Annotated in this window: 14 protein-coding genes and 2 pseudogenes; 7 read left to right on the forward strand and 9 right to left on the reverse strand. The window is 70.7% G+C overall.

Annotated features, from left to right (window positions below; translation table 11 throughout):
• Positions 1-202: 202 nt before the first annotated feature.
• Positions 203-1402, forward strand: coding sequence for a rod shape-determining protein RodA (rodA, locus tag FRZ03_RS31420; protein ID WP_146468474.1), 1200 nt, complete (start codon positions 203-205; stop codon positions 1400-1402).
• On the opposite strand, the gene FRZ03_RS31425 is transcribed toward rodA, so the two are convergent.
• Positions 1399-2370: a heavy metal transporter gene (locus tag FRZ03_RS31425; RefSeq protein ID WP_146468475.1), complete on the reverse strand. Its 972-nt coding sequence runs from the start codon at positions 2368-2370 to the stop codon at positions 1399-1401. The genes rodA and FRZ03_RS31425 overlap by 4 nt on opposite strands.
• 233 nt (positions 2371-2603) lie before the next feature.
• On the opposite strand from FRZ03_RS31425, the gene FRZ03_RS31430 reads away from it, so the two are divergent.
• Together FRZ03_RS31430 and FRZ03_RS31435 are read left to right on the forward strand one after the other, a co-directional pair.
• On the forward strand, positions 2604-3920 hold the full coding sequence (locus FRZ03_RS31430; RefSeq protein ID WP_261398796.1) for an FtsW/RodA/SpoVE family cell cycle protein: 1317 nt from the start codon (positions 2604-2606) through the stop codon (positions 3918-3920).
• Between the two features lie 49 nt (positions 3921-3969).
• Entirely contained in the window at positions 3970-4386 is a 417-nt protein-coding gene (locus tag FRZ03_RS31435; protein WP_315902630.1) for a Sec-independent protein translocase subunit TatB, read from the forward strand.
• Between the two features lie 41 nt (positions 4387-4427).
• Here the strand turns inward: FRZ03_RS31435 and FRZ03_RS31440 are convergent, their stop codons facing one another.
• On the reverse strand, positions 4428-4637 hold the full coding sequence (locus FRZ03_RS31440; protein WP_261398793.1) for a hypothetical protein: 210 nt from the start codon (positions 4635-4637) through the stop codon (positions 4428-4430).
• A 317-nt stretch (positions 4638-4954) separates the two neighbouring features.
• Positions 4955-5512, reverse strand: a complete 558-nt coding sequence (locus tag FRZ03_RS39860) for a hypothetical protein (RefSeq protein WP_222443354.1) — start codon at positions 5510-5512, stop codon at positions 4955-4957.
• A 387-nt stretch (positions 5513-5899) separates the two neighbouring features.
• Between FRZ03_RS39860 and FRZ03_RS41480 the strand changes: the two are divergent.
• A pseudogene (locus tag FRZ03_RS41480) lies at positions 5900-6962 on the forward strand (IS630 family transposase).
• Positions 6963-7006: 44 nt separating this feature from the next.
• Here the strand turns inward: FRZ03_RS41480 and FRZ03_RS31455 are convergent.
• The 5 genes and pseudogenes from FRZ03_RS31455 to FRZ03_RS31475 form a co-directional block, all read right to left on the reverse strand.
• Positions 7007-7249 carry a DUF5302 domain-containing protein gene (locus FRZ03_RS31455; protein WP_146468477.1) on the reverse strand — a complete coding sequence of 81 codons (243 nt, stop codon included), beginning with the start codon at positions 7247-7249 and terminating at the stop codon, positions 7007-7009.
• Positions 7250-7453: 204 nt separating this feature from the next.
• A pseudogene (locus FRZ03_RS40690) lies at positions 7454-7671 on the reverse strand (DEAD/DEAH box helicase); the annotation flags it as partial.
• A 202-nt stretch (positions 7672-7873) separates the two neighbouring features.
• A complete protein-coding gene (gene ccrA, locus FRZ03_RS31465; protein WP_146468492.1) occupies positions 7874-9235 on the reverse strand; it encodes a crotonyl-CoA carboxylase/reductase in 1362 nt (453 codons plus the stop codon).
• Between the two features lie 83 nt (positions 9236-9318).
• Complete coding sequence (locus FRZ03_RS31470) at positions 9319-10122, reverse strand: thioesterase II family protein (RefSeq protein WP_146468478.1); 804 nt, start codon at positions 10120-10122, stop codon at positions 9319-9321.
• 125 nt (positions 10123-10247) lie between these two features.
• Positions 10248-11192 (reverse strand): zinc-dependent alcohol dehydrogenase, encoded by a 945-nt coding sequence (locus FRZ03_RS31475; RefSeq protein ID WP_261399418.1) that lies wholly within the window; start codon positions 11190-11192, stop codon positions 10248-10250.
• Between the two features lie 262 nt (positions 11193-11454).
• On the opposite strand from FRZ03_RS31475, the gene FRZ03_RS31480 reads away from it, so the two are divergent.
• Both FRZ03_RS31480 and FRZ03_RS31485 read left to right on the forward strand, forming a co-directional pair.
• The gene (locus tag FRZ03_RS31480; protein ID WP_146468480.1) at positions 11455-12084 is read left to right on the forward strand and encodes a malonic semialdehyde reductase; all 630 of its coding nucleotides are present in this window, start codon (positions 11455-11457) and stop codon (positions 12082-12084) included.
• Between the two features lie 395 nt (positions 12085-12479).
• The gene (locus FRZ03_RS31485; RefSeq protein ID WP_186785721.1) at positions 12480-15413 is read left to right on the forward strand and encodes a helix-turn-helix transcriptional regulator; all 2934 of its coding nucleotides are present in this window, start codon (positions 12480-12482) and stop codon (positions 15411-15413) included.
• Here FRZ03_RS31485 and mhpA read toward each other — a convergent pair.
• Positions 15379-16986 carry a bifunctional 3-(3-hydroxy-phenyl)propionate/3-hydroxycinnamic acid hydroxylase MhpA gene (gene mhpA, locus FRZ03_RS31490; protein ID WP_146468482.1) on the reverse strand — a complete coding sequence of 536 codons (1608 nt, stop codon included), beginning with the start codon at positions 16984-16986 and terminating at the stop codon, positions 15379-15381. The genes FRZ03_RS31485 and mhpA overlap by 35 nt on opposite strands.
• Positions 16987-17186: 200 nt before the next feature.
• Here mhpA and FRZ03_RS31495 point away from each other — a divergent pair.
• Positions 17187-20228, forward strand: a 3042-nt coding sequence (locus FRZ03_RS31495) for an AMP-binding protein (RefSeq protein ID WP_146468483.1), incomplete at its 3' end; no start/stop codon positions are given.

The raw sequence follows: 20228 nt of genomic DNA on the forward strand, positions 1-20228 counted from the left end.
GCATACCGGAGTCGCGAGGGCCTGAGGTGCCGTGAGGCCGTATCCGGTCAACCGTCGGCAAGGATCCGTATCCTGCGGCAAGACCCGAGCCCGGAAACGCCCTGTGAGTTGCCGCTTTGCGCAACTGTGCAGCTACTATCTGATCCGAAGATCAAGGGAGCACGGATCCCCGTACTGCCCAGTTGGCCAGAGGGGTGCCGACATGACCAGCGTGAAGAGTTTCTCCGTGTCCGGCTACGGCCCCGAACGCCCGTGGTGGACGCGGTTCTTCGCGCGCGACTCCGTGACCCGTCGGCTGGACTGGCCGATACTGTTGTCGGCCCTCACGTTGTCGTTGATCGGCTCGCTGCTGGTCTACTCCGCGACCCGCAACCGCACCACGATCAACCAGGGCGACCCGCACTACTTCCTCGTCCGGCATCTGATGAACCTCGGCATCGGGTTCGTCCTGATGATCGGCACGATCTGGCTGGGCCACCGCGCCCTGCGCAACGCCGTGCCGGTCCTCTACGGCCTGTCCGTCCTCGGCGTGCTGCTGGTGCTCACCCCGCTCGGTGCCACCATCAACGGCAACCGCAACTGGATCGTGCTGGGCGGCGGCTTCTCGCTCCAGCCCTCGGAGTTCGTGAAGGTCGCGATCGTCCTGGGCATGGCTATGCTGCTGTCGGCCCAGGTCGACGCGGGCGACCGGGCATACCCCGACAGCCGCACCGTGATCCAGGCACTGGGGCTGGCCGCCGTACCGATCATGGTCGTGATGATGATGCCGGACCTCGGCTCGACGATGGTCATGACGGTGACGATCCTGGGCGTGCTGCTGGCCTCGGGCGCGTCCAGCCGGTGGATCTTCGGCCTGCTCACCGTCGGGGTCGTCGGCGCGGTCGCGGTGTGGCAGCTCCATCTGCTGGACGCGTACCAGATCAACCGGTTCGCGGCCTTCGCCGACCCGAATCTGGACCCCTCCGGCGTCGGCTACAACACCAACCAGGCTCGGATCGCCATCGGGTCTGGCGGCCTAACGGGGCAGGGGCTATTCCACGGGGCGCAGACCACCGGGCAGTTCGTGCCGGAGCAGCAGACGGACTTCGTGTTCACGGTCGCCGGGGAGGAGTTGGGCTTCGCCGGCGGCATCCTGATCATCGGCCTGATCGGGGTCATCCTGTGGCGGGCCTGCCGGATCGCGCGGGAGTCGACCGAGCTGTACAGCACGGTCGTCGCCGCGGGGATCGTCGCCTGGTTCTCGTTCCAGTCCTTCGAGAACATCGGGATGGCGCTCGGCATCATGCCGGTGGCGGGTATCCCGCTGCCGTTCGTCTCCTACGGCGGCTCGTCCATGTTCGCCGTGTGGGTGGCGGTGGGGCTGCTCCAGTCGATAAAGGTCCAGCGGCCCGTGCAGGCTTAGCTCAGCGTCACCGTCACCGTCGACACTTCCCCGGACGAGGGCGAGGACGAGGCTACGGACGCGGAGTCGGTGTGCGTCCAGCCCTGGTCTGACGTCGTGCTGCTCCAGCGCCGCCCGGCGTACGTCACGGACGTGGCGTGCAGTTCGGCGGCGTGGCAGACCAGCCACAGGGCGAGGCACCAGCCCGTGGCCGCCTGATCGGCCGCGATCGGGTAGCTGACGTTGCCGCCACCGGTCGCGGGCAGGGCGGCCGGCACCCGGCCGAACTCGCGCCGGACGGCTGCCGCGACACCGGCGTCGCCCTGCGGCACCGAGCCCGCTGCGCCGTTCCCCCCGGCGGGGGCGCTCTCCTCGCCCGAGGCGCCCGACTCGGTTCCGGCCGCCGTGGCTCCGGCCGCCATCGCCGCGCTCACCCTGCAGCTCAGTGCCGGTCCGTCGTGCCCCGTCAGCACGTTGGCCAGCGTCACCGCCATGTCCTCGTGCTGGGCGTACGCCTCGGGATAGCCGCTGCGCTGGACCTTCTGCGCGGCGACGGTGACCGGCAGGTCGAGGTAGTCCGGCACCTTGGCCAGCGCGTCGAAGAACCGGCCAGACGCGTAGACGGGGTCACGGATCTGCGCAGGGCTGCCCCAGCCCTGGGACGGGCGCTGCTGGAACAGGCCGAGGGAATCCCGGTCCCCGTAGCCGAGATTGCGGAGTTTGGACTCCTGGATCGCGGTCGCCAGGGCGACGGTGACGGCCCGCTCCGGCAGGCCGCGCTCGTGGGCCACGGCCGCGATGGTCGCGGCGTGGGACGCCTGGTCCAGATCGAGCGTGACCGTCGTACCGTCCAGGCCGTGCGCCGTGCACTCGTCGGGAGTCGTCGAGCGGATGAACCGGACGGCGAAATAGCTCACGAGTGCGAGCACCACGCCCAGCCCGATCAGTACCGGCCACGCCTTGCGGCGCCCCCCTCTGCGTGCCGCCACGCCGACCCTCCTCTTACCTGGCCTCGACTACAGTTCGTTTGCGCTGTTGCGCAACCATATAACTCTGTTGGCCGTGTCCCCGAGCGGGGTTCAAGGCGATGGACCCGATCGAGGGGGAAGGCATGACGGGTCGGCAAGGACCGGCGAAACTGGCCGTGCGGTCGGGCCGGTCAGGGCGCCTGAGCGACCGGGGACTGGAACTGGTCCTGCTGATAGGCGCCATTTTCATCTGCATGTACGGTTACGCCGAGACGGCCCTCGCCGTCACCGGGAAGCTGCCCCCGGGCATGGCGGCGACGTGCGCGGCCGCAGCCGCGCTGCCCCTGGTGTGCCACGTTGTCGTACGCCGGTTCGCGCCGCATGCCGATCCGCTGATCCTGCCCCTGGCCACCCTGCTGAGCGGTCTGGGTCTCGTCCTGATCCACCGTCTCGACATCGCCTACGCGTCGCACTACCACCACTCGACGGCCGCGGCGCCGGGTCAGCTCATGTGGTGCGGGATAGCTACGGCGGTGTTCGCCGCCGCGGTGGTGCCGCTGCGAGACCACCGCAGGCTGCAGCGGTATCCGTACGTCACGATCGCCGTGGGCATGGTCCTGTTGATGGCGCCGGCGTTCTACCCCGGTGACGTCTACGGTGCCAAGCGGTGGATCTTCATCGGGCCGCTGTCCTTCCAGCCCGGCGAGTTCGTGAAGATCGTCATCGTGGTGTTCTTCGCCGGGTATCTGACGATGCGCAGGGACGCCCTCGCGCTCGCCGGGCGGCGGCTCATGGGCATGTATCTGCCGCGCGGCCGGCAGCTCGGCCCGGTCGCGGCCGTGTGGATCCTGAGCCTGCTCGTCCTGGTCTTCGAGCGGGACCTCGGCACCTCGCTGATCTTCTTCGGCCTGTTCGTGATCATGCTGTACGTCGCCACCGAGCGGACCAGCTGGGTGGTGTTCGGCGTCGTCATGTTCGCCGTCGGCGCCTTCGTCGTCGGCTCCTTCGAACCGCATGTCCACGGCCGTGTCGTCGCCTGGCTGCACCCGATGGACATCTTCCTCCCGCCCGACAAGCGCCCACCGGGGCTGATCTCGGACCAGGCCGCCCAGGCCCTGTTCAGCTTCGGCTCGGGCGGCTTCTTCGGCACCGGTCTCGGCGAGGGCCATCCGGAGCTCATCGGGTTCGCCGGGCGCAGTGACTTCATCCTCACCACGGTCGGCGAGGAACTGGGCCTGGTCGGGGTGACGCTCGTCATCCTGCTCTACGCGCTGCTCGCCGAGCGGGGCCTGCGCACGGCCCTGACCGTCACCGATCCGTTCGGCAAGCTGCTCGCCGGGGGCCTGGCCTCGGCGCTCGTTCTCCAGGTCTTCGTCGTCGTGGGTGGGGTCACCGGGCTCATCCCGCTCACCGGCAAGGCCCTGCCGTTCCTCGCCCAGGGCGGCTCGTCCATGGTGGCCAACTGGCTGCTGGTCGCTGTTCTGATCAAGGTCAGCGACACGGCCCGCCGACCTCCGCCGGAACCGGCCGTCGACGTCAGCGCCGCCGAGACCCAGTTGGTCCGGCCATGAGCCCGCCATCCCCTTCGGTGACAGAGCGGAGGCACCGACGTTGTTCGACGTGAGCCCCCTGGACCTGCTCGTCCTGGGAATTATGATCATCCTGCTGTTCGGCCCCGACAAGCTGCCCGAGGTCATACAGAAGGTGAGCGGGTTCCTGCGGAAGGTCCGCGCGTTCTCTGAGGCCGCCAGGGAGGATGTCCGCTCGGAACTGGGTCCGGAGTTCAAAGACCTGGAGCTGTCGGACCTGCACCCGAAGACGTTCGTGCGCAAGCACCTCCTCGACGCCGACGGCCTCGGGATCGAGGAGATCCGCTCCGCCCTGGACCCACGGGCGGAGTTGGCGGAACTGGCCGACGCGGTGAACGACGAGCCGAGCGAGCCGACTGAGCGGGGCGCGCGAACCGACAGTGGGGCGAGCCGAGCAGCCTCGCCGGAGCAGGCTCCCGCGCACGTCTACGATCCTGACGCCACCTGAGCCGGGGCGAGCGGTCAGACGGCCTGAGCCGCGCCGGACGATCAGGAGATGTAGCGGAGGGGCGGCCCGTCACCCGAAGAAGGCAGCGCAAACTCCTTCTGGACCGCGGCGGGCCGGCGGCCGTAATCACCGGAACGGCCCGGCCCGCCGGAGCTCCTGGCCGACGAACCGAATCGACTGTCACCCCTTCCGGATTCGACGCCGCCGTTACGGGTGCGGGTGAAGCGGTCGTTCGTGCGTGTGCGGTTCATGCGGAAACTTCCTCGATGCGGCACATATCAAGGAATTCCCGCAGGGATCAGTAGCACAGCGAATCGCAAGAATGGACCGATGGAATGCGAAAGCGAATCTGACCGACGAAAAATCCGTGCGGGCACAGGAGCTGGAATGAGTGGCGCGAAGCAGACGCAATGTTCGGGAGTCCACCGCGATGAAGGGATGCGGGCACCCGTGAAGGATGCTCCGTATGCGGGGAGCCGACGGTTTTCCTGGTTGTCGCCCGCAGGCGAAACCACTCCGGGAAAATGCGAGTAGCTGCGGCGCGCACCCCGAAGGACGCGGGATCCAGCTACAAGTAGATGATCACCCCGTCCGGAAAAGAAACCAGATAACAAAAGCGGTTCCAGCAGCGCAGGCGCCGAACCGGAGAGCACTTGAAGTTTTGGGAACCACAACTGCAACTGACATCGAGAGGAGCACGCCGCAGCGGCCTGTGTACGGTGAAGAATCCCACCCCACTTAATGCGTTAGAGAATCTTCCTGCCTGTCCCGTTGAAACCTCGGCTCGCGGACACAGATTTTGACCCAGCCGAAGCGCAACGTTTCGGCACGTTCTGGGGGCGCGCCCCGCATAAGGGCTGCTCTCCCAAAAGATGGTGCGGGCGGGCGTGGAGGTCAGGGTGGTTCCGACAAGCGTCACGGCCCGTCTCCGGCACGCACGGTAGCGGCCATATCGAAGACCATCAAGGACCAGACCGTCGATCAGCTCGGTGGAAACAGCAGCATCCTGGTGCGGCAACGCCGTGACACGAGGAAACGGCGGCTGACGGGTCAGTACCTGACCCTCGACGACCTTCATCAGCGGGAACGCTGTCTGAAGCAGGCGGTGCAGCTGGTCTTCAGCCATGCCTTCGTGGAGGAGACGGTGCTGTGGCCCCGCCGTACGAGCCTCAGGCCCGGACGGCGAGGAACTGACAACAGCCGCAGTCGTTTTGACAGCGGTACAGGGGCACGCAAGGTGCGCAACACCGGCCGCGTACCCTCGGACAAGGCAGTGCCCTCATCCCGGAATTCCAGTTCGGCGGCGCCACCGGCCCGAGCCAACCGCGTCTGGGCCCCAGACGAGTCCCCCGGCTATGCCCCGCCCGCGACGCGCGCACGGGCATGCGCACGTCGCGGGCCACTGCACGGTCGCGCGACTGGATAGCGCGAGTGCCGGTGAAGCGGTTACTGACCTTCAAAGCGTGGTGTCGTAGGGGCTGACGCCTCATGATCCCTGCGGTATGCCGACTGCATGAGGTATGCGCAAGGGGGCGGGCTGACCGACGAGCGGCGGGCCTTCCGCGAGCAGCTGAGGATGGAGGCGGCCGAGCGGTTCGTCCAAGGCGACGAGAACGCGGTCATCGCGCACGAGCTACGGGTCAGTGTCCGGTCGGTGCAGCGCTGGCGCAGGGCCTGGCCCCAGGGCGGGCCGAGAGCCCTGGCATCCAGGGGTCCTGCGTCATTGCCGCTGCTCAGTGACGAGTTGTTCGCGGTGCTGGAGCGGGAACTGGCCAAGGGGCCGGTGGCACACGGCTGGCCGGACCAGACCCGGACCCTGTCACGGATCAAGACGCTCATCGGGCGCCGGTTCCACAAGAGCTACACCGTGCAGGGTGTGGCCGCGCTGCTCAAGAGGCGTGGCTCGAGCTGCCAGGTGCGGCCCGGCGGGCGGTGAAGCGCGACGAGGCGGCGGTGGCCGGCTGGGTGAAGGAGACCTGGCCGAGCGTGGAAGGACCGTGGCGGCGCTCGGGGCCTGGCTCGTCTTCGAGGACGAGGCCGGTTTCTCGATGACGCCGCCGACCACCCGCACCTGGTCGCGCCGCGGCCACACCCCGGTGATCCGCGTGCGGGGCCGCTCCCGCCGCCGCTTATCGGTGGCCGCCCTGGCCTGCTACAAGGCCGGCGAACCCTCGCGGCTGATCTACCGTCCCTGCCCGGACGCCCGGCCTGATGGGCGCAAGAGCTTCTCCTGGAAGGAGTACCGCGACCTGAGCCAGACCGCCCACCGGCAGCTCGGCGGCCCGATCGTGCTGGTCTGGGACAGTCTCAACACACACCTGACGGCCGGAGTGCGCCGCTACATCGCCGACCGCGACTGGCTCACCGTCTTCCAACTGCCGCCCTACGCACCCGACCTCAACCCGGTCGAAGGCATCTGGTCCGTCCTGCGACGCACCACCACAGCCAACCGCGCGTTCGCCGACGCCGACGACCTGATCACCGCTGCCCGGCGCGGCCTACGCCAGCTCCAGTACCGCCCCGACGTCCTCGACGCCTGCCTCACCGGCACCGGCCTCCGGTGCCAGCCACCATGACGACATCACGCATTCAAGGTCAGTAGATCGCGGGACTCATCGACTCAGCCGCCGCTCTTGCGCCTGAACGACCGCTGGCTCGCAGCCGGGCCGTGCGCCGAACGCACCTTTGATGCATCGGACTTGGCGGCCATATCAGCGGCATCCGCCTGCACACCACGCTTGCGCGCCAGGGCTTCGCGGAACTTGCGCTTGAGGTCGTAGTTGCCGTCGCTGTCCGGCTCCAGAGGAGACGTCTCGGGGGCAGCCGGCTCCGAACCTTCCGTAGATACGGGCTCTGCGGACATGTTGACCTCCTGGGTTCGGGGGGTGGGCAAGCACAGCTTGTCATGCCGGGCGCAGTGCGATGTGCCGGCAACATCATCCTGTCCGTTTCGGCGGGCACCCTCTCGCGGCCAGCGGCGTTGACTTCGTAGGTGAGGCACACAGGACGGCTTCGGGTCGGGCCAAGAGTTGTCGATCCCGTGGCCAGGCTGCCAGGGCAACGGCTCTCAGCCGTTGCGATGCACGAGGGCGGTCCTGCGGGCCTCGGCGAGCTTGCGGGCCTCGCCCGCCTTTCGGGACCTGCCACCGGCGCCGCGGGAGGGCTCTTGCTTGTGCCGAGGCTGCGGAAGGGAGCATTGCTGTTCTTGGGCCAGGGGACGGCGTGCCCGCCATCGAGCTGCATCCCGGAGGGAGCCTTGGCGCCGGTGATCCGGCTCAGATCCGCCCAGATGCTAGATCTTGGACTTGAACATGGTGCGCAGCATTTTCAACTCGGCTCCCTGCCTGCTTTGTGCAGGTCAAGGGCGTTGTTCACTGTACATCGGCACTCCTCGAACTCGAAGATTCCGAGGAACCTTGCTCCCGGCTCTCGGCATGACGTGTACACAGTGACCGAAGGTGATCGCCGGGTGAGCAGGTACCCGTCGTCAGGGAGTGGCCGTCTCCTCCGGGGGCGGGTCCTCAGTGACCCGGAAGCGGTTGATGGCTTCGATGTGCCGGGCCCGCGTCTCCTTGTCGCGCACGCCCAGGCCTTCCTCGGGCGCCAGGCACAGCACGCCGACCTTGCCCTGGTGCAGGTTGCGGTGGACGTCGTAGGCGGCCTGGCCGGTGTCCTGGAGGGAGTAGACCTTGGACAGGGTGGGGTGGATCCTGCCCTTGGCGATCAGCCGGTTGGCCTCCCACGCCTCGCGGTAGTTGGCGAAGTGCGAGCCGATGATGCGCTTCAGCGACATCCACAGGTACCGGTTGTCGTAGACGTGCTCGTAGCCGGACGTCGACGCGCAGGTGACGACGGTGCCCCCCTTGCGCGTGACGTACACACTGGCGCCGAAGGTCTCGCGGCCGGGGTGCTCGAAGACGATGTCGACGTCCTCGCCGCCGGTCAGCTCACGGATGCGGCCGCCGAACCGTTTCCATTCCTTCGGGTCCTGGGTGTGGGCGTCCTGCCAGAAGCGGTAGTCCTCGGCGTCGCGGTCGATGACGGCCTCGGCGCCCATCCCCCTGCATATCTCGGCCTTCTGCGGCGAGGAGACCACGCAGACCGGTGTGGCACCGCCGGCGAGGACGAGTTGCGTGGCGTACGAGCCGAGGCCACCGCTCGCCCCCCAGACAAGGACGTTGTCGCCCTGCTTCATCTGGGCGCCGTTGCGGGAGACGAGCTGGCGGTAGGCGGTGGAGTTGACCAGGCCGGGGGCGGCGGCCTCCTCCCAGCTCAGATGCGCGGGCTTGGGCATGAGCTGGTTGGACTTCACCAGCGCGATCTCCGCCAGGCCGCCGAAGTTGGTCTCGAAGCCCCAGATGCGCTGCTCGGGGTCGAGCATGGTGTCGCCGTGGCCGTCGGCGGACTCCAGTTCCACACTGAGGCAGTGCGCGACGACCTCGTCGCCGGGCTTCCAGATGTTGACGCCCGGACCGGTGCGCAGCACCACGCCCGCCAGGTCCGATCCCAGGACGTGGTAAGGCAGGTCGTGCCGGCGGGCCGACGCACTGAGCCTGCCGTAGCGCTCCAGGAAGCGGAACGTCGGCAGGGGTTCGAAGACGGCCGACCACACGGTGTTGTAGTTGACCGAGGAGGCCATCACGGCCACCAGCGCCTCACCGGGGCCGGGCGACGGGGTCGGCACTTCCGCCATATGGAGCGACTTCCGCGGATCCTTGTCGGCCGAGTCCACCCCCTCGAAGAGGCCGGTCTCGTCCTTGCGGGTGACGATGCCGCGGAAGGAATCGGGAATCCGGACACCGGCCCAGTCCTGCCGGGTGACGTCCTCGGAAAGGAGCGCGCTGGTCATGTCTTCCACGTACCGCACCTTAAAGTGACGAGGTCAGCGCGGGAACCCCAGATTCTCGGGCCCGTGCAGGAGGGGTACCCCCCTTACGCCGTCGTCGGGCCCTGCACCGTGGGGTAAGGGGTGTTCGGGGATACGGCTGTCGCGGCGTGCCCCGCGATCAGTCCGACGATCGGCGCCTGGTGCGCCGACAGATAGAAGTGGCCGCCGGCGAAGGCCCGGAGCGTGAACGGCCCTTCGGTGTGCTTGGCCCAGGCCCGCGCCTCGTCCAGGGTCACCTTGGGATCGTCGTCACCGATCAGGCACACCACCGGGCACCGCAGCTTCGGCCCCGGCTCGTACCGGTAGGTCTCGATGGCCCGGTAGTCGGCGCGGATCGCCGGCAGCACCATCCGCTGCACCTCCGGATCGGTGAGGAGTCCCGCGTCCGTGCCGTTCAGCCGGCGTATCTCCGCGAGGACGCCCTGGTCGTCCCGCAGGTGCACGGTCTCCACCCGGACGCGGGACGGTGCACGTCGGGCGGAGACGAACAGGCCCCCCAGGACGATGCCGTGGTCGTTCTCCAGCCGGCGCGCGATCTCGAAGCCGAGGGTCGCTCCGAGGCTGTGCCCGAAGAAGAGCAATGGCCGGTCCGCCCAGGGCAGCAGTTCCGCCACCGCCTCGTCGGCCAGCTCGGCGATGCTGGTCGCACAGGGCTCGGCGCGCCGGTCCTGCCGGCCCGGGTACTGCAGGGCCACGACGTCGACGGAGGGCGGCATCGCCGCCGAGACCGGGTGGTAGAAGGAGGCGGAGCCGCCGGCGTGGGGCAGACAGACCAGCCGGACGTCACTGTCGGAACGGGGGTGGTAGCGGCGGATCCACGCACTGTTCCGCTCGGTCGGGTCGGCCATGTCGCTGAGAAGTCCCTTCCACGGACAACCACGGAGCACGCTGGGAACGCTTGCCTGTCACAATCTGCGTCACAGTCTCCCTGTGCGTGAGCGGCGTTCCCACCCCTATCACCCCCCTCAGCCGGTCACCCGAGGTCGACCCACACCTTGCCCGATGCGGTGGCCGCCGCGGCGAACGCCTCGTCGACGTCGTCCAGGGGGTAGCCATCGCTGACCACCGCGCCTAGGGGGGAGGATGACGGTGAGCGCAGCGCGCCGACGGTCCGGGCGAAGTCTCCGGGGTGGTCGTAGACCATGCTGCCGATGAGGGTGACCTGCCCGGCCACCAGGTCACGGGGAGAGAGCTCGAGCGGCGCGGTGCCGAGGCCGATCAGTACGGCGGTGCCGTACGGGGCGAGGCGCCGCAGCCCCTGCTCGACGGCTCCGGAGGCGCCGGAGGTCTCGAAGAGGTACGGGAATGTCTCGCCGCCCTGCGGCGCCGACAGCGCGCCCAGGGAACAAGCCCGTTCAAGGCGGGCCGCGTTGGGCTCCTGGACGTACACCGTCACCCCGTGCTCGACCAGTGCCCGGCACAGCAGCAGGCCCTGCGAGCCGGCACCGGTCACGAGGCAGGAGAGGCCGGGCGTGATGCCTGAGCGGCGCAGCGCCGCCCATGCCACGGTCGCCGGCTCCACGCAGACCAGGTCCTTCAGTGGCACGTCCGGCGCGACCGGCCACACGAACTCCACCGGCGCCACCGCGTATTCGCTCAGCAGCCCCGGCACGGTCAGCCCGACCGCGGCCCGGCCGGCACAGGCCGACGTCCGTCCCTCCCGGCACGGCGGGCACGCCAGACAGCAGTAGTCCGGCTCGATGACCACGTCCTGACCGACCGTCAGGCCCTCGACACCGACGCCGATCGCGGCCACGCGGCCGGCACCCTCGTGGCCCAGGATCCACGGCCGGCGCGGCGGGGGCCGCCGTCCCGCGTACACCGCGAGGTCGGAGCCGCACAGGCCGGTGCCGCGCATCCTGATCAGCACCTCTCCGGCACCGCACGTGGGGTCCGGCACGGAGGTCACGGACAGCACACCGGGCTCCGTCAGCACGGCGGCCCTCAAAGGACCGCCCACTCGTCGCGGCGGCGGATCGTCGGCGGGCGCATGCGCCAAGCCTGCCACGTGCGATCAGCCCGCGGTAGACCGCACCGATGTCCTTGCGCCATTTTCTTCCGGCAGCGGCCAAATCCCCCTTCACAACAGCGGGTTTCGGCCTGTGGACGGGCTCGTCGAACGCGTACGCTGTGCCAGGCAATCACGCACCGCGTGTACCATGAAAGAGGAGCATTTCGACATGTCGGACAGCACCCTGGTCTCCGAAGTGGACCAGAGCTTGTACGCACTTTCCCCCGAAGGACAGGCATTACTGTTCACCGAGGCGAAGACGGCCTATGCCTTCCGCGACGAGCCGGTCGGGGACGACCACCTGAAGGCCATATACGAACTCTTCAAGTGGGCTCCGACCTCGGCGAATATCAACCCGCTGCGGATCCTCTACGTCCGCACCGAGGACGGCAAGCGCCGACTCCTCGACGGCGTGGCACCGCCCAACCGTGAGCAGACCGCATCGGCCCCGGTCACCGCGGTGCTGGCGGCGGACACGCAGTTCGCGGAGTACGTCCCCTTCCTGGCCCCGTCCAACCCTGAGCTCCGGGCGGTACTGGAGTCCAACGAGGCCCTGCGGGTGGCCCAGATGGACCTCAACGCCAGGCTCCAGGCCGGTTACTTCGTGCTGGCCGTGCGGGCCGCGGGCCTGGCCGCGGGCCCGATGGGCGGCTTCAACGCGCGCGCCGTCGATGAGGAGTTCTTCCCCGACGGCCGGTGGAAGTCGATCCTGCTGGTCAACATCGGCCACCCTGCCGAAAACGCGTTCCGCGAGCGGGGAGCGCGGCCGTCCTACGAGCAAGCCGTGCAACTGGTCTGACAGCGGATCAGCTCGGCACGACGCCGACATTTCGAGAGAACGGGACACTCGGCGCGAGTGCCCCGTTCCCCCGCCGCACCCGGCCCGCGCGCGAAGCCGGAGCAGTTCGTGACGTACGACTCAATCGCTTGACATTTCGGTGCGCGGCGATTTATCCATGATTCTGAGAGTTGCTCCCACCCATTCGGTGTCCTCCCACTCATTCGGTGCGCGCCCACCCGCGCCTTGACCACACACCGTCACCACAAAGACTCCGGTTTTTACCTGTCTTTTTTCCTCCATCATTCTCGCCGTGACGTGAAACGTCACCGCTGTCGTCTGCCCGTACGTCAAGCAGTTCGAGCGGCGGTGTTCCCTTCGCGGCCGCACAACACTAGGGAATGTCGGGAGCTGGCATGTCATTAGGTTTTGTAGAATGCCGCGATTCTACGGCCGCCGTCACCGGCCGACGTGATCTGGTCGAGCGCGACGCCGCACTGACCGCGCTGCGCGCGTCGTTGGCGGACGCCGCCGGCGGCAAAGGACGGCTGGTCGTCGTCGAGGGACCGCTCGGCAGCGGCAAGAGCAGACTGGTCCACGAGTTCCTCGAGACCCTGGAACCCGGCACCGCGCGCGTCCTGCGGGCCACCGCGTCGCTGCGCGAAGAGGCGCTGCCGTTCGGCGTGCTGACCCAACTCTCCCACGGCCTGGCCATCCCGCCGGCCCGCCGGGAGGCGTTCCGCTCCCTGCTCGCCGCGGCGGTCGAGCACGCCCTCCTCCACGGCGGCACCGCCCCCGCGGCCCAGGACACCGCGGACCCCCGGATCGCGGGCGCGTTCCAGAAACTCACCGTGGAACTGGCTTACTTGGCCGAAAGCACCCCCCTGGTGATCTGTGTCGACAACGCCCACTACGTGGACGCCCCCTCCTTACACTTCCTCGCGGGCGTCGTGGCCTGGCTGCACTCCACCCGCATCCTGGTGCTTGTCACCGACAACCCGACCATGCGCCGGCCGCGCTCACCGCTCCTCGGCGGGCTCGCACCGAGCCCTCACGTCCAGCGCGTCCCTCTGGCCCCGCTCAGCCGAGCCGCCGTGCACAGGCTCGCCACCCGGCTCCTCGGACCGTGCACCGCCACCCCCCGGCTCACCGCCGACCTGTACGCCGTCAGCGGCGGCAACCCGCTGGCCGTACGTGCTCTGATCGTCGATCAGCAGACGGGCGGCACCGGCCACCCGGAAGGGTACGGACAGGCGCTCCTTGACCTCGTGGCCCACGCCCGGCCGCCGATACCGGCCGTGGTCCGCTCCCTTGCGGTGCTCGGCGGCGCCCCGGAGCCGGCCGACGTGGCCCCGCTGGCCGGGCAGGACACCAAGACCACCCGCTGGGCCCTGCGGGCCCTGGCCGACGCGGGCTTGCTGAGCGCCGACGCACGAGTGCCGAGCGCCCACGCGGGCCTGCCCGGTACCGGTGTCATGGTGCCGGCAGCCGGGACCGGGACCGCGGCACCGGCGCGCGCCGAGCGGTACGCGTTCCGGCATCCGGCCGGTGCCGCCGCCGTCCTGGACAACCTGCCCGCCGCCGACCGGACCGCGCTGCACCACGCCGCCGCGGAACTGCTGCGGGAGAACGGCGCCTCCGCTCTCACGGTCGCCCGGCAGCTCACGAGCGCCGGGGACGCGGGCATCGACGACGGCATCGACGTACTTCTCACCGCCTCCCAGGAGGCACTGGCGGCCGGCGACGTCGGCACCGCCCTCGGCTGTCTCGGCCTCGCCCGGCGCAGCCGGACCGACGGCACCACCGCCGCCCGCGTCCTGACCCGGCTCAGCCGCCTGGAACGGCAGTTGAAACCGCAGGCGGCCGTCCGCCACCTCCGCCCCCAGCTCGACGACTTCAAGGCCGGCCACCTGGACCGGCGGGGCGTCTCGGAACTCGTCCTCGGTCTCGCCGACACCGGCGCCCTGCACGACCTGACCGCCCTGCTCGACGTCCTGCGCACCCGGTACCGGCAGGACACCGGGCCCGGACCCGGCACCGAGGACATCCGCTCCCTGACGAGCTGGGCGGCGATGGCCTACCCCCTCCACACCGGCCTGCGCAGACTCGCCCACTCCGTCGCCGCGGCCACCCCCGCGGCCGTCCCCTGCCACGACCCATGGCTGCCCTCCGCGGTCGCCCTGTCCGACGACTACGTCGACGGGCGCCACGAGCAGCTGGTCCAGCGCGCCGAACTCCTGCTGAGCACCTACCGCCTCGACCACGACTCGTTGTGGAACGTGGAGTCCGGGGTGCTGGCCCTGCGCGGCCTCTGCCACGCGGGTCGGCCGGACGAGGTGGTCGCCTGGTGCGAGAAACTGGAGGCCGAGGCCGCCGCCCACCACGCCGTCGCCTCACAGGCCCGGTTCCTCGCCGTGCGCGTCGAGGCCCACCTGCGGCGCGGCAACCTCGCCCACGCCCGCGACCTGGCCGCCCACGCCCTGGCCCTCGTCCCGCCGCAGGGCTGGGGGGTCGGCCTCGCCGGCGTTCTGGCGTTCGCCATTCTGGCCGCCACCCGCTCCGGAGACCTGTCGGCGGCCGAGAAGTACGTGGCGCTGCCGCTGCCCGAACACGCCCTGCACAGCCGCCACGGCGCCGCCTACCTGCACGCCCGCGGCCACTATCGGCTCGCCACCCACCATCCGCAGGCCGCGCTCGCCGACTTCCTCGCCTGCGGCCGCTTCGCCGAGACCTGGGGCAGGCCCGGTGCCGACGTGGTCCCCTGGCGCCTCAGCGCGGCCGAGGCCTGGCTCGCGCAGAACGACCAGGAACAGGCCAAACGCCTGGTACGCGAACAGCTCGCCCGGCTGCTTCCCGGCCCCTCCCGGGAACGTGGGCAGAGCCTGCGCACCCTGGCCGCGGTGAGCCGGGTCACCCGCCGCCCGCAACTGCTCACCGAGGCCGTCGACATGCTCAAGGAGAGCGGCGACGACTACGGACTCACCCGCGCCCTCATCGACCTCAGCGCTGCCTTCCGTGACGCCGGCGACCAGCGCAACGCCCGCCGGGTGGCCCACCGCGCCTGGCACCTCGCCAAGCAGACCGGCATCGAACACCTGTACCACAAGGCCGCCCTCGACCCGGCCGGCTCCGAGGCCGCGCCCGCCGCCGACGCGGAGGAACGCCCCGAGGGCGTCTCCTCGCTGACCCGGCAGGAACGCAAGATCGCGGCACTGGCCTCCAAGGGGTACACCAACCGGGAGATCGCCGCCAAGCTGTACATCACCGCCAGTACGGTCGAGCAGCACCTCACCCGCGTCTTCCGCAAGGTCAACGTCAAACGGCGCCAGGAACTGCCCTACCTGCTGTGACCGGCCGGCCGGTCAGCCCCGAACGGAACGCGTCGACCAGCGCCGCCAGTTCACGTGAGGTGCGGGCCGGGCCGTAGACGTGGTGGTCCGGGCGCACCAGCAGGTACCGCGCCCGAGCCGCCCGCAGCAGCGGCAGGTACACGCCGTCGACGTCCACGGCGGCGTCCGGCGCGGCCCCGGCGTCCGGCGCCCCGTCCGCCACCAGGTGCACGATCCGGGTGCCGAGCCCGGTGAGGAAGGCGAGCCGCGGTCCGTCGAGTGCCGCCGCCGGAGCGGCCGACCCCAGCAGCACCGGACCGGCGCCGACCACCTCGTCGAAGTACCCGGTCACACCTCCCCGCCGCACCCGGCCCTGCGGCACCACCTCCCCGGCCGACGGCACCGGTTCCGCGCCGGCCCCGGTGTACAGCAGACCGGTCCGCAGCGGCACGCCGACGCCGTCGCCCCGGCCGGTGTCCGCGCCCGCCAGCAGCGCGGCGTCCCTGGCCGCCGCCGCGGCCGCGTCGGTCACGCAGAGCACCTTGCCCAGCCGCACCGCCGTGCCGATCGCCTCCCGCACATGTCCGGCGCGCTCGGGGCCGTACGTATCCAGCAGTTCCTCACCAGCGTCACCGCTCAGCACCAGGTCCAGTTTCCACGACAGGTTCAGCACGTCCCGGACGCCCGCGCACATGCCCTGGCCGGTGAACGGCGGCATCAGGTGGGCCGCGTCCCCCGCGAGCAGCACCCGGCCGCGCCGCCACTCCTCGGCCCAGGCCGCCCGGAAGCGGTAGACGCCGTGCCGCCGCAGCGTGGCGTTGGCCGGGGTCACGTCGAACGGCGCCAGCAGCCGCCACGCCGTCTCCTCCCGGTTCAGCTCGGCCACGCTCTCCCCGGGCAGCCGCATGAACTCCCAGCGCCTGCGGCCGGGTCCGCTGCCCACCGCCGTCGTCGGCCGAGCTGGATCGCAGAACTGCACGTTGAGCGGCGAGAACTTCCTCGGCACGTCCAGCGTCACGTCACACAGCAGCCAGTCGTAGGAGAAGCCCAGGTCGTTCCACCGCACCCGCAGCCGCTCCCGTACGAAACTGTTCGCGCCGTCGCACCCGACGACCCACGAGGCCGTCCACCGCCGCTCCCGCCCCGCCGCGTCGGCCGCCGTCACCGCCACCCGGTCCCCGTCGTCGGACAGCTCCGTCACCGTGCATCCGCGAACCACCTCGATCCCCGGCAGCCGCCGCGCGCGGGCGGACAGTGCCTCCTCCAGGGCGGGCTGGTGCATGGTCGTCGCCTCCGGCCAGCCGTGCGCGCCCCGCCGCGCCAGCTCGACGCGGAGCAGCGACGCGCCGTCGGCGTTGCGCCAGTCGTAGGCGTCGGCCGGCAGTCCGATCTCCGCGAACGCGTCGCCCACCCCCAGCGCCGCCAGCGTCCTCGCCGTCTCGCCGTCGAAACTGGTCGCCCGCGGCAGCGTGTAGGGGGCTTCCCACCGCTCGACCACCGTCACGCGCCGGCCCCGCTCGGCAAGCAGTACCGACAACACCTGACCCACGGGCCCGTACCCGACGATCAGGACATCCGCCTGCGACGTGCGCATCGGCCCCTCCCTCCGGAAGTGCGGCGAACCTACCAACGACGTTCCGCTGCACACCGCGGAGAAAGCCCCTCGGGTCACAAGTAGGGGGAGTTGAGGGGGTGATTCAGGGGATCCCCGAGGCCCGGCGCGGGTGAAGCTGGACGTGGCCGAAGCCGCCGCAGCGGCACGCGTACCTCAGCAAACGGGAGTGTGGAGGCAGCATGCTGCGTGCCGAGTTGATCCGCCCGATCCACGAACTCCTCACCGAACAAAGCAAGCGCCTCGGCGACAGAACCGCCTACCTCGACGCCCGGCGCGCCGTCAGCTACGCCGGTCTGGAAGCCCGTACCCGCCGCCTCGCCGGGCACCTCGCCGGACTGGGCCTGCTGCCCGGCGACCGGGTGGCGATGTTTCTCGGCAACCGGGTCGAGACGGTGGAGAGCTACTTCGCGGTCGTCCGCGCCGGCGGCATCGGCGTCCCGGTCAACCCGCACCTCTCCGCTGCAGAGCTGGAGCACCTGCTCACCGTCAGCGGCAGCCGAGTCGTCATCACCGACGCCGCCCACGTGCCCGCGGTGCGCCGGCTGGCCCCCCGCACCGGCCCGCTGACCGTGATCGTGGTGGACGGTGACGGACCCGTCCCCGCCGGGTGCCTCGCCTACGAGCACTTCGCCGCTACCGAGCCCGCCACCCCGGCCCGCGACGACCAGGGGCTCGACGACGTCGCCTGGATGCTCTTCACCTCCGGCACCACCAGCAGCCCCAAAGGCGTCCTCGCCACCCAGCGCAACTGCCTGTGGTCGGTCGCCGCCGCCTACGTCCCCGCGCTCGGCCTCACCGCCGAGGACCGGGTGCTGTGGCCGCTGCCGCTGTTCCACAGCCTGTCCCACATCGTCTGCGTGCTGGCCGTGACGGCCGTCGGTGCCACCGCCCGCATCACCGACGGCCACTCCGCCGACGACGTACTCGACCTGTGGGAACAGGACCGCTCCACGGTCATCGCCGGTGTCCCCACGCTCTACCACTATCTCGTCCGCGCCGCGCGGGCCCCCGGTTTCACCGCGCCCCGGCTGCGGGTCGGCCTGGTCGGCGGCGCCGTCCTCACCGCCGCGCTGCGCCGCTCCGTCGAGGAGACCTTCGACGCCCCCCTCATCGACGCCTACGGCTCCACCGAGACCTCCGGTTCCATCGCCATCAACTGGCCGACCGGCGCCCGCGTCGAAGGCTCCTGCGGTCTTCCCGTGCCGGGCCTCGCGCTGCGGGTCGTCGACCACCGCACCGGCCTCGACGTGCCCGACGGAACCGAGGGCGAGGTCTGGGTGCGCGGCCCGAACATCATGGTCGGCTACCACGACCAGCCCGACGCCACCGCCGAGGCGCTGCGCGACGGCTGGTTCCACACCGGTGACCTCGCCGTCCGCGACCGCGCGGGCTACCTGACCGTCACCGGACGGCTCAAGGAACTCATCATCCGCGCCGGGGAGAACATCCACCCCGGTGAGGTGGAGGACGTGCTGCGCCAGGTCCCCGGCGTCACCGACGCCGCCGTGGCCGGCAAGCCGCACGACGTCTTCGGCGAAGTACCGGTCGCCTTCGTCGTCCCCGCCCCCGGCGGCTTCGACCCGGCTCAGGCGCTCTCCCTGTGCCGCGAGAGGCTCTCGTACTTCAAGGTCCCCGAGGAGCTGTACGAGATCGAGAGCATCCCGCGCACGGCCACCGGTAAGGTCACCCGGCACCGGCTCCTGGACGGTCCCGCCCGGCTCCGCGCGGTCGGCAACGCCCACCACGACACCCTTTTCCGCACCCATTGGGTTCCCCAGCCGTCCGCGCCCGCGCCGGCCGACGGCCACTGGACGCTCCTCGGTGACCCCGGCACCGCCCTCGCCGACCACCTCCGGGCCTGCGGCACCGACCTGACCGGCGACACGCCCTCTGTGGCCCTGCTGCCGGCCGCCGCGGGCACGAGCGTCGAGGACTTCCTGCGTACGGCCGAACCCTGGCTCACGTCCGCCGACCCGGCCGGCCCCCGGCTGGTCGTGCTCACCCGCGGCGCCGTGGCCACCCACCCGGGCGAGACGGTGCGGGACCTCGGCCAGGCGGCGCTGTGGGGCCTGGTCCGCTCCCTCCAGGCCGCCCACCCCGGCCGTGTCGCCGTCGTGGACCTGGACGACGTGGCCGACGACGCGGCCACGGCCGCCCTGGCCGCCACGGTGGCGTCCGGTGAACCGCAGAGCGCCATCCGCGACGGTGTCGTCCTGCTGCCCCGGTTGGAACGCGTGACCCTCGACGCCGCGACGGACACGGTCGCGCAGCCCGATCAAGCCTTCGACCGCGCGGGCACCGCCGTCGTCACCGGAGCCGACACCCGGCGCGGCACGGCGATCGCCCGCCACCTCGCCACCGCCCACGGCGCCCGCAGCCTGCTGCTGATCACCCCGCCCGGACAGGGCGCCGGAGCGGCCGGCCTGCGCGCCTGGCTCACCCGGCAGGGCACGGAGGTCCGGCTCGCGGAGGCCGACCTCGACGACCGCGCGAAACTCAAGCGAGCGCTGGCCAAGGCACCCTCTCCCCTGACCCTGGTCGTCCACGCCTGGGACGCCGTGGACGAGCCCTCCGAGACCCGCGTGGCCGCCGAGGTCCGCACCCTGCACGACCTCACCCGCGACGCCGCCCTCACCGCCTTCGTACTGTCCTCTTCGACCAAGGGCCTGCTGGGCGCGGCCGGCGAGACCACCGAGGCCGCTTCGGCCGCCTTCCTCGACGCCTACGCCCAGAACCTGCGCGTCCAGGGCATCCCGGCCCGGTCCCTCGCCTGGGGCCCCTGGGAGGGCGAGGGTGACACGGCGAGCGGCGCGACGAGCGGTGCGCTCACCGAACAGCAGGCGATGGCCGCCCTGGACACCGCCCTCACCGTGGACGACGCCCAGCTCGTCGTGATGAAGCTCGACCCGTCCGCCGCTCCCGGCTCACCGCTCCTGCACGACCTGATCGATGTGCCGGCCCGGACCGCCACCGCGGACGAGGCCGTCACGAACGCCCTGCGCGAGCGCCTCGCCGACGTTCCAGACGCCGACCGCGACCGGCTCCTCACCGACCTGGTCCGCGACCAGCTCGCCGACCTGCTCGGCCTGACCGGCAGGCAGGCCGTCCAGCCCGGACGCCCCTTCACCGACCTGGGCCTGACCTCGGTCACCGTGGTCGAACTGCGCAACCGCCTCACCGAGGCCACCGGACTCCGCCTCCCCGCCACCTCCGCCTTCGAC

This window comes from Streptomyces misionensis (assembly GCF_007896895.1).
GTDB lineage: Bacteria > Actinomycetota > Actinomycetes > Streptomycetales > Streptomycetaceae > Streptomyces > Streptomyces misionensis_A.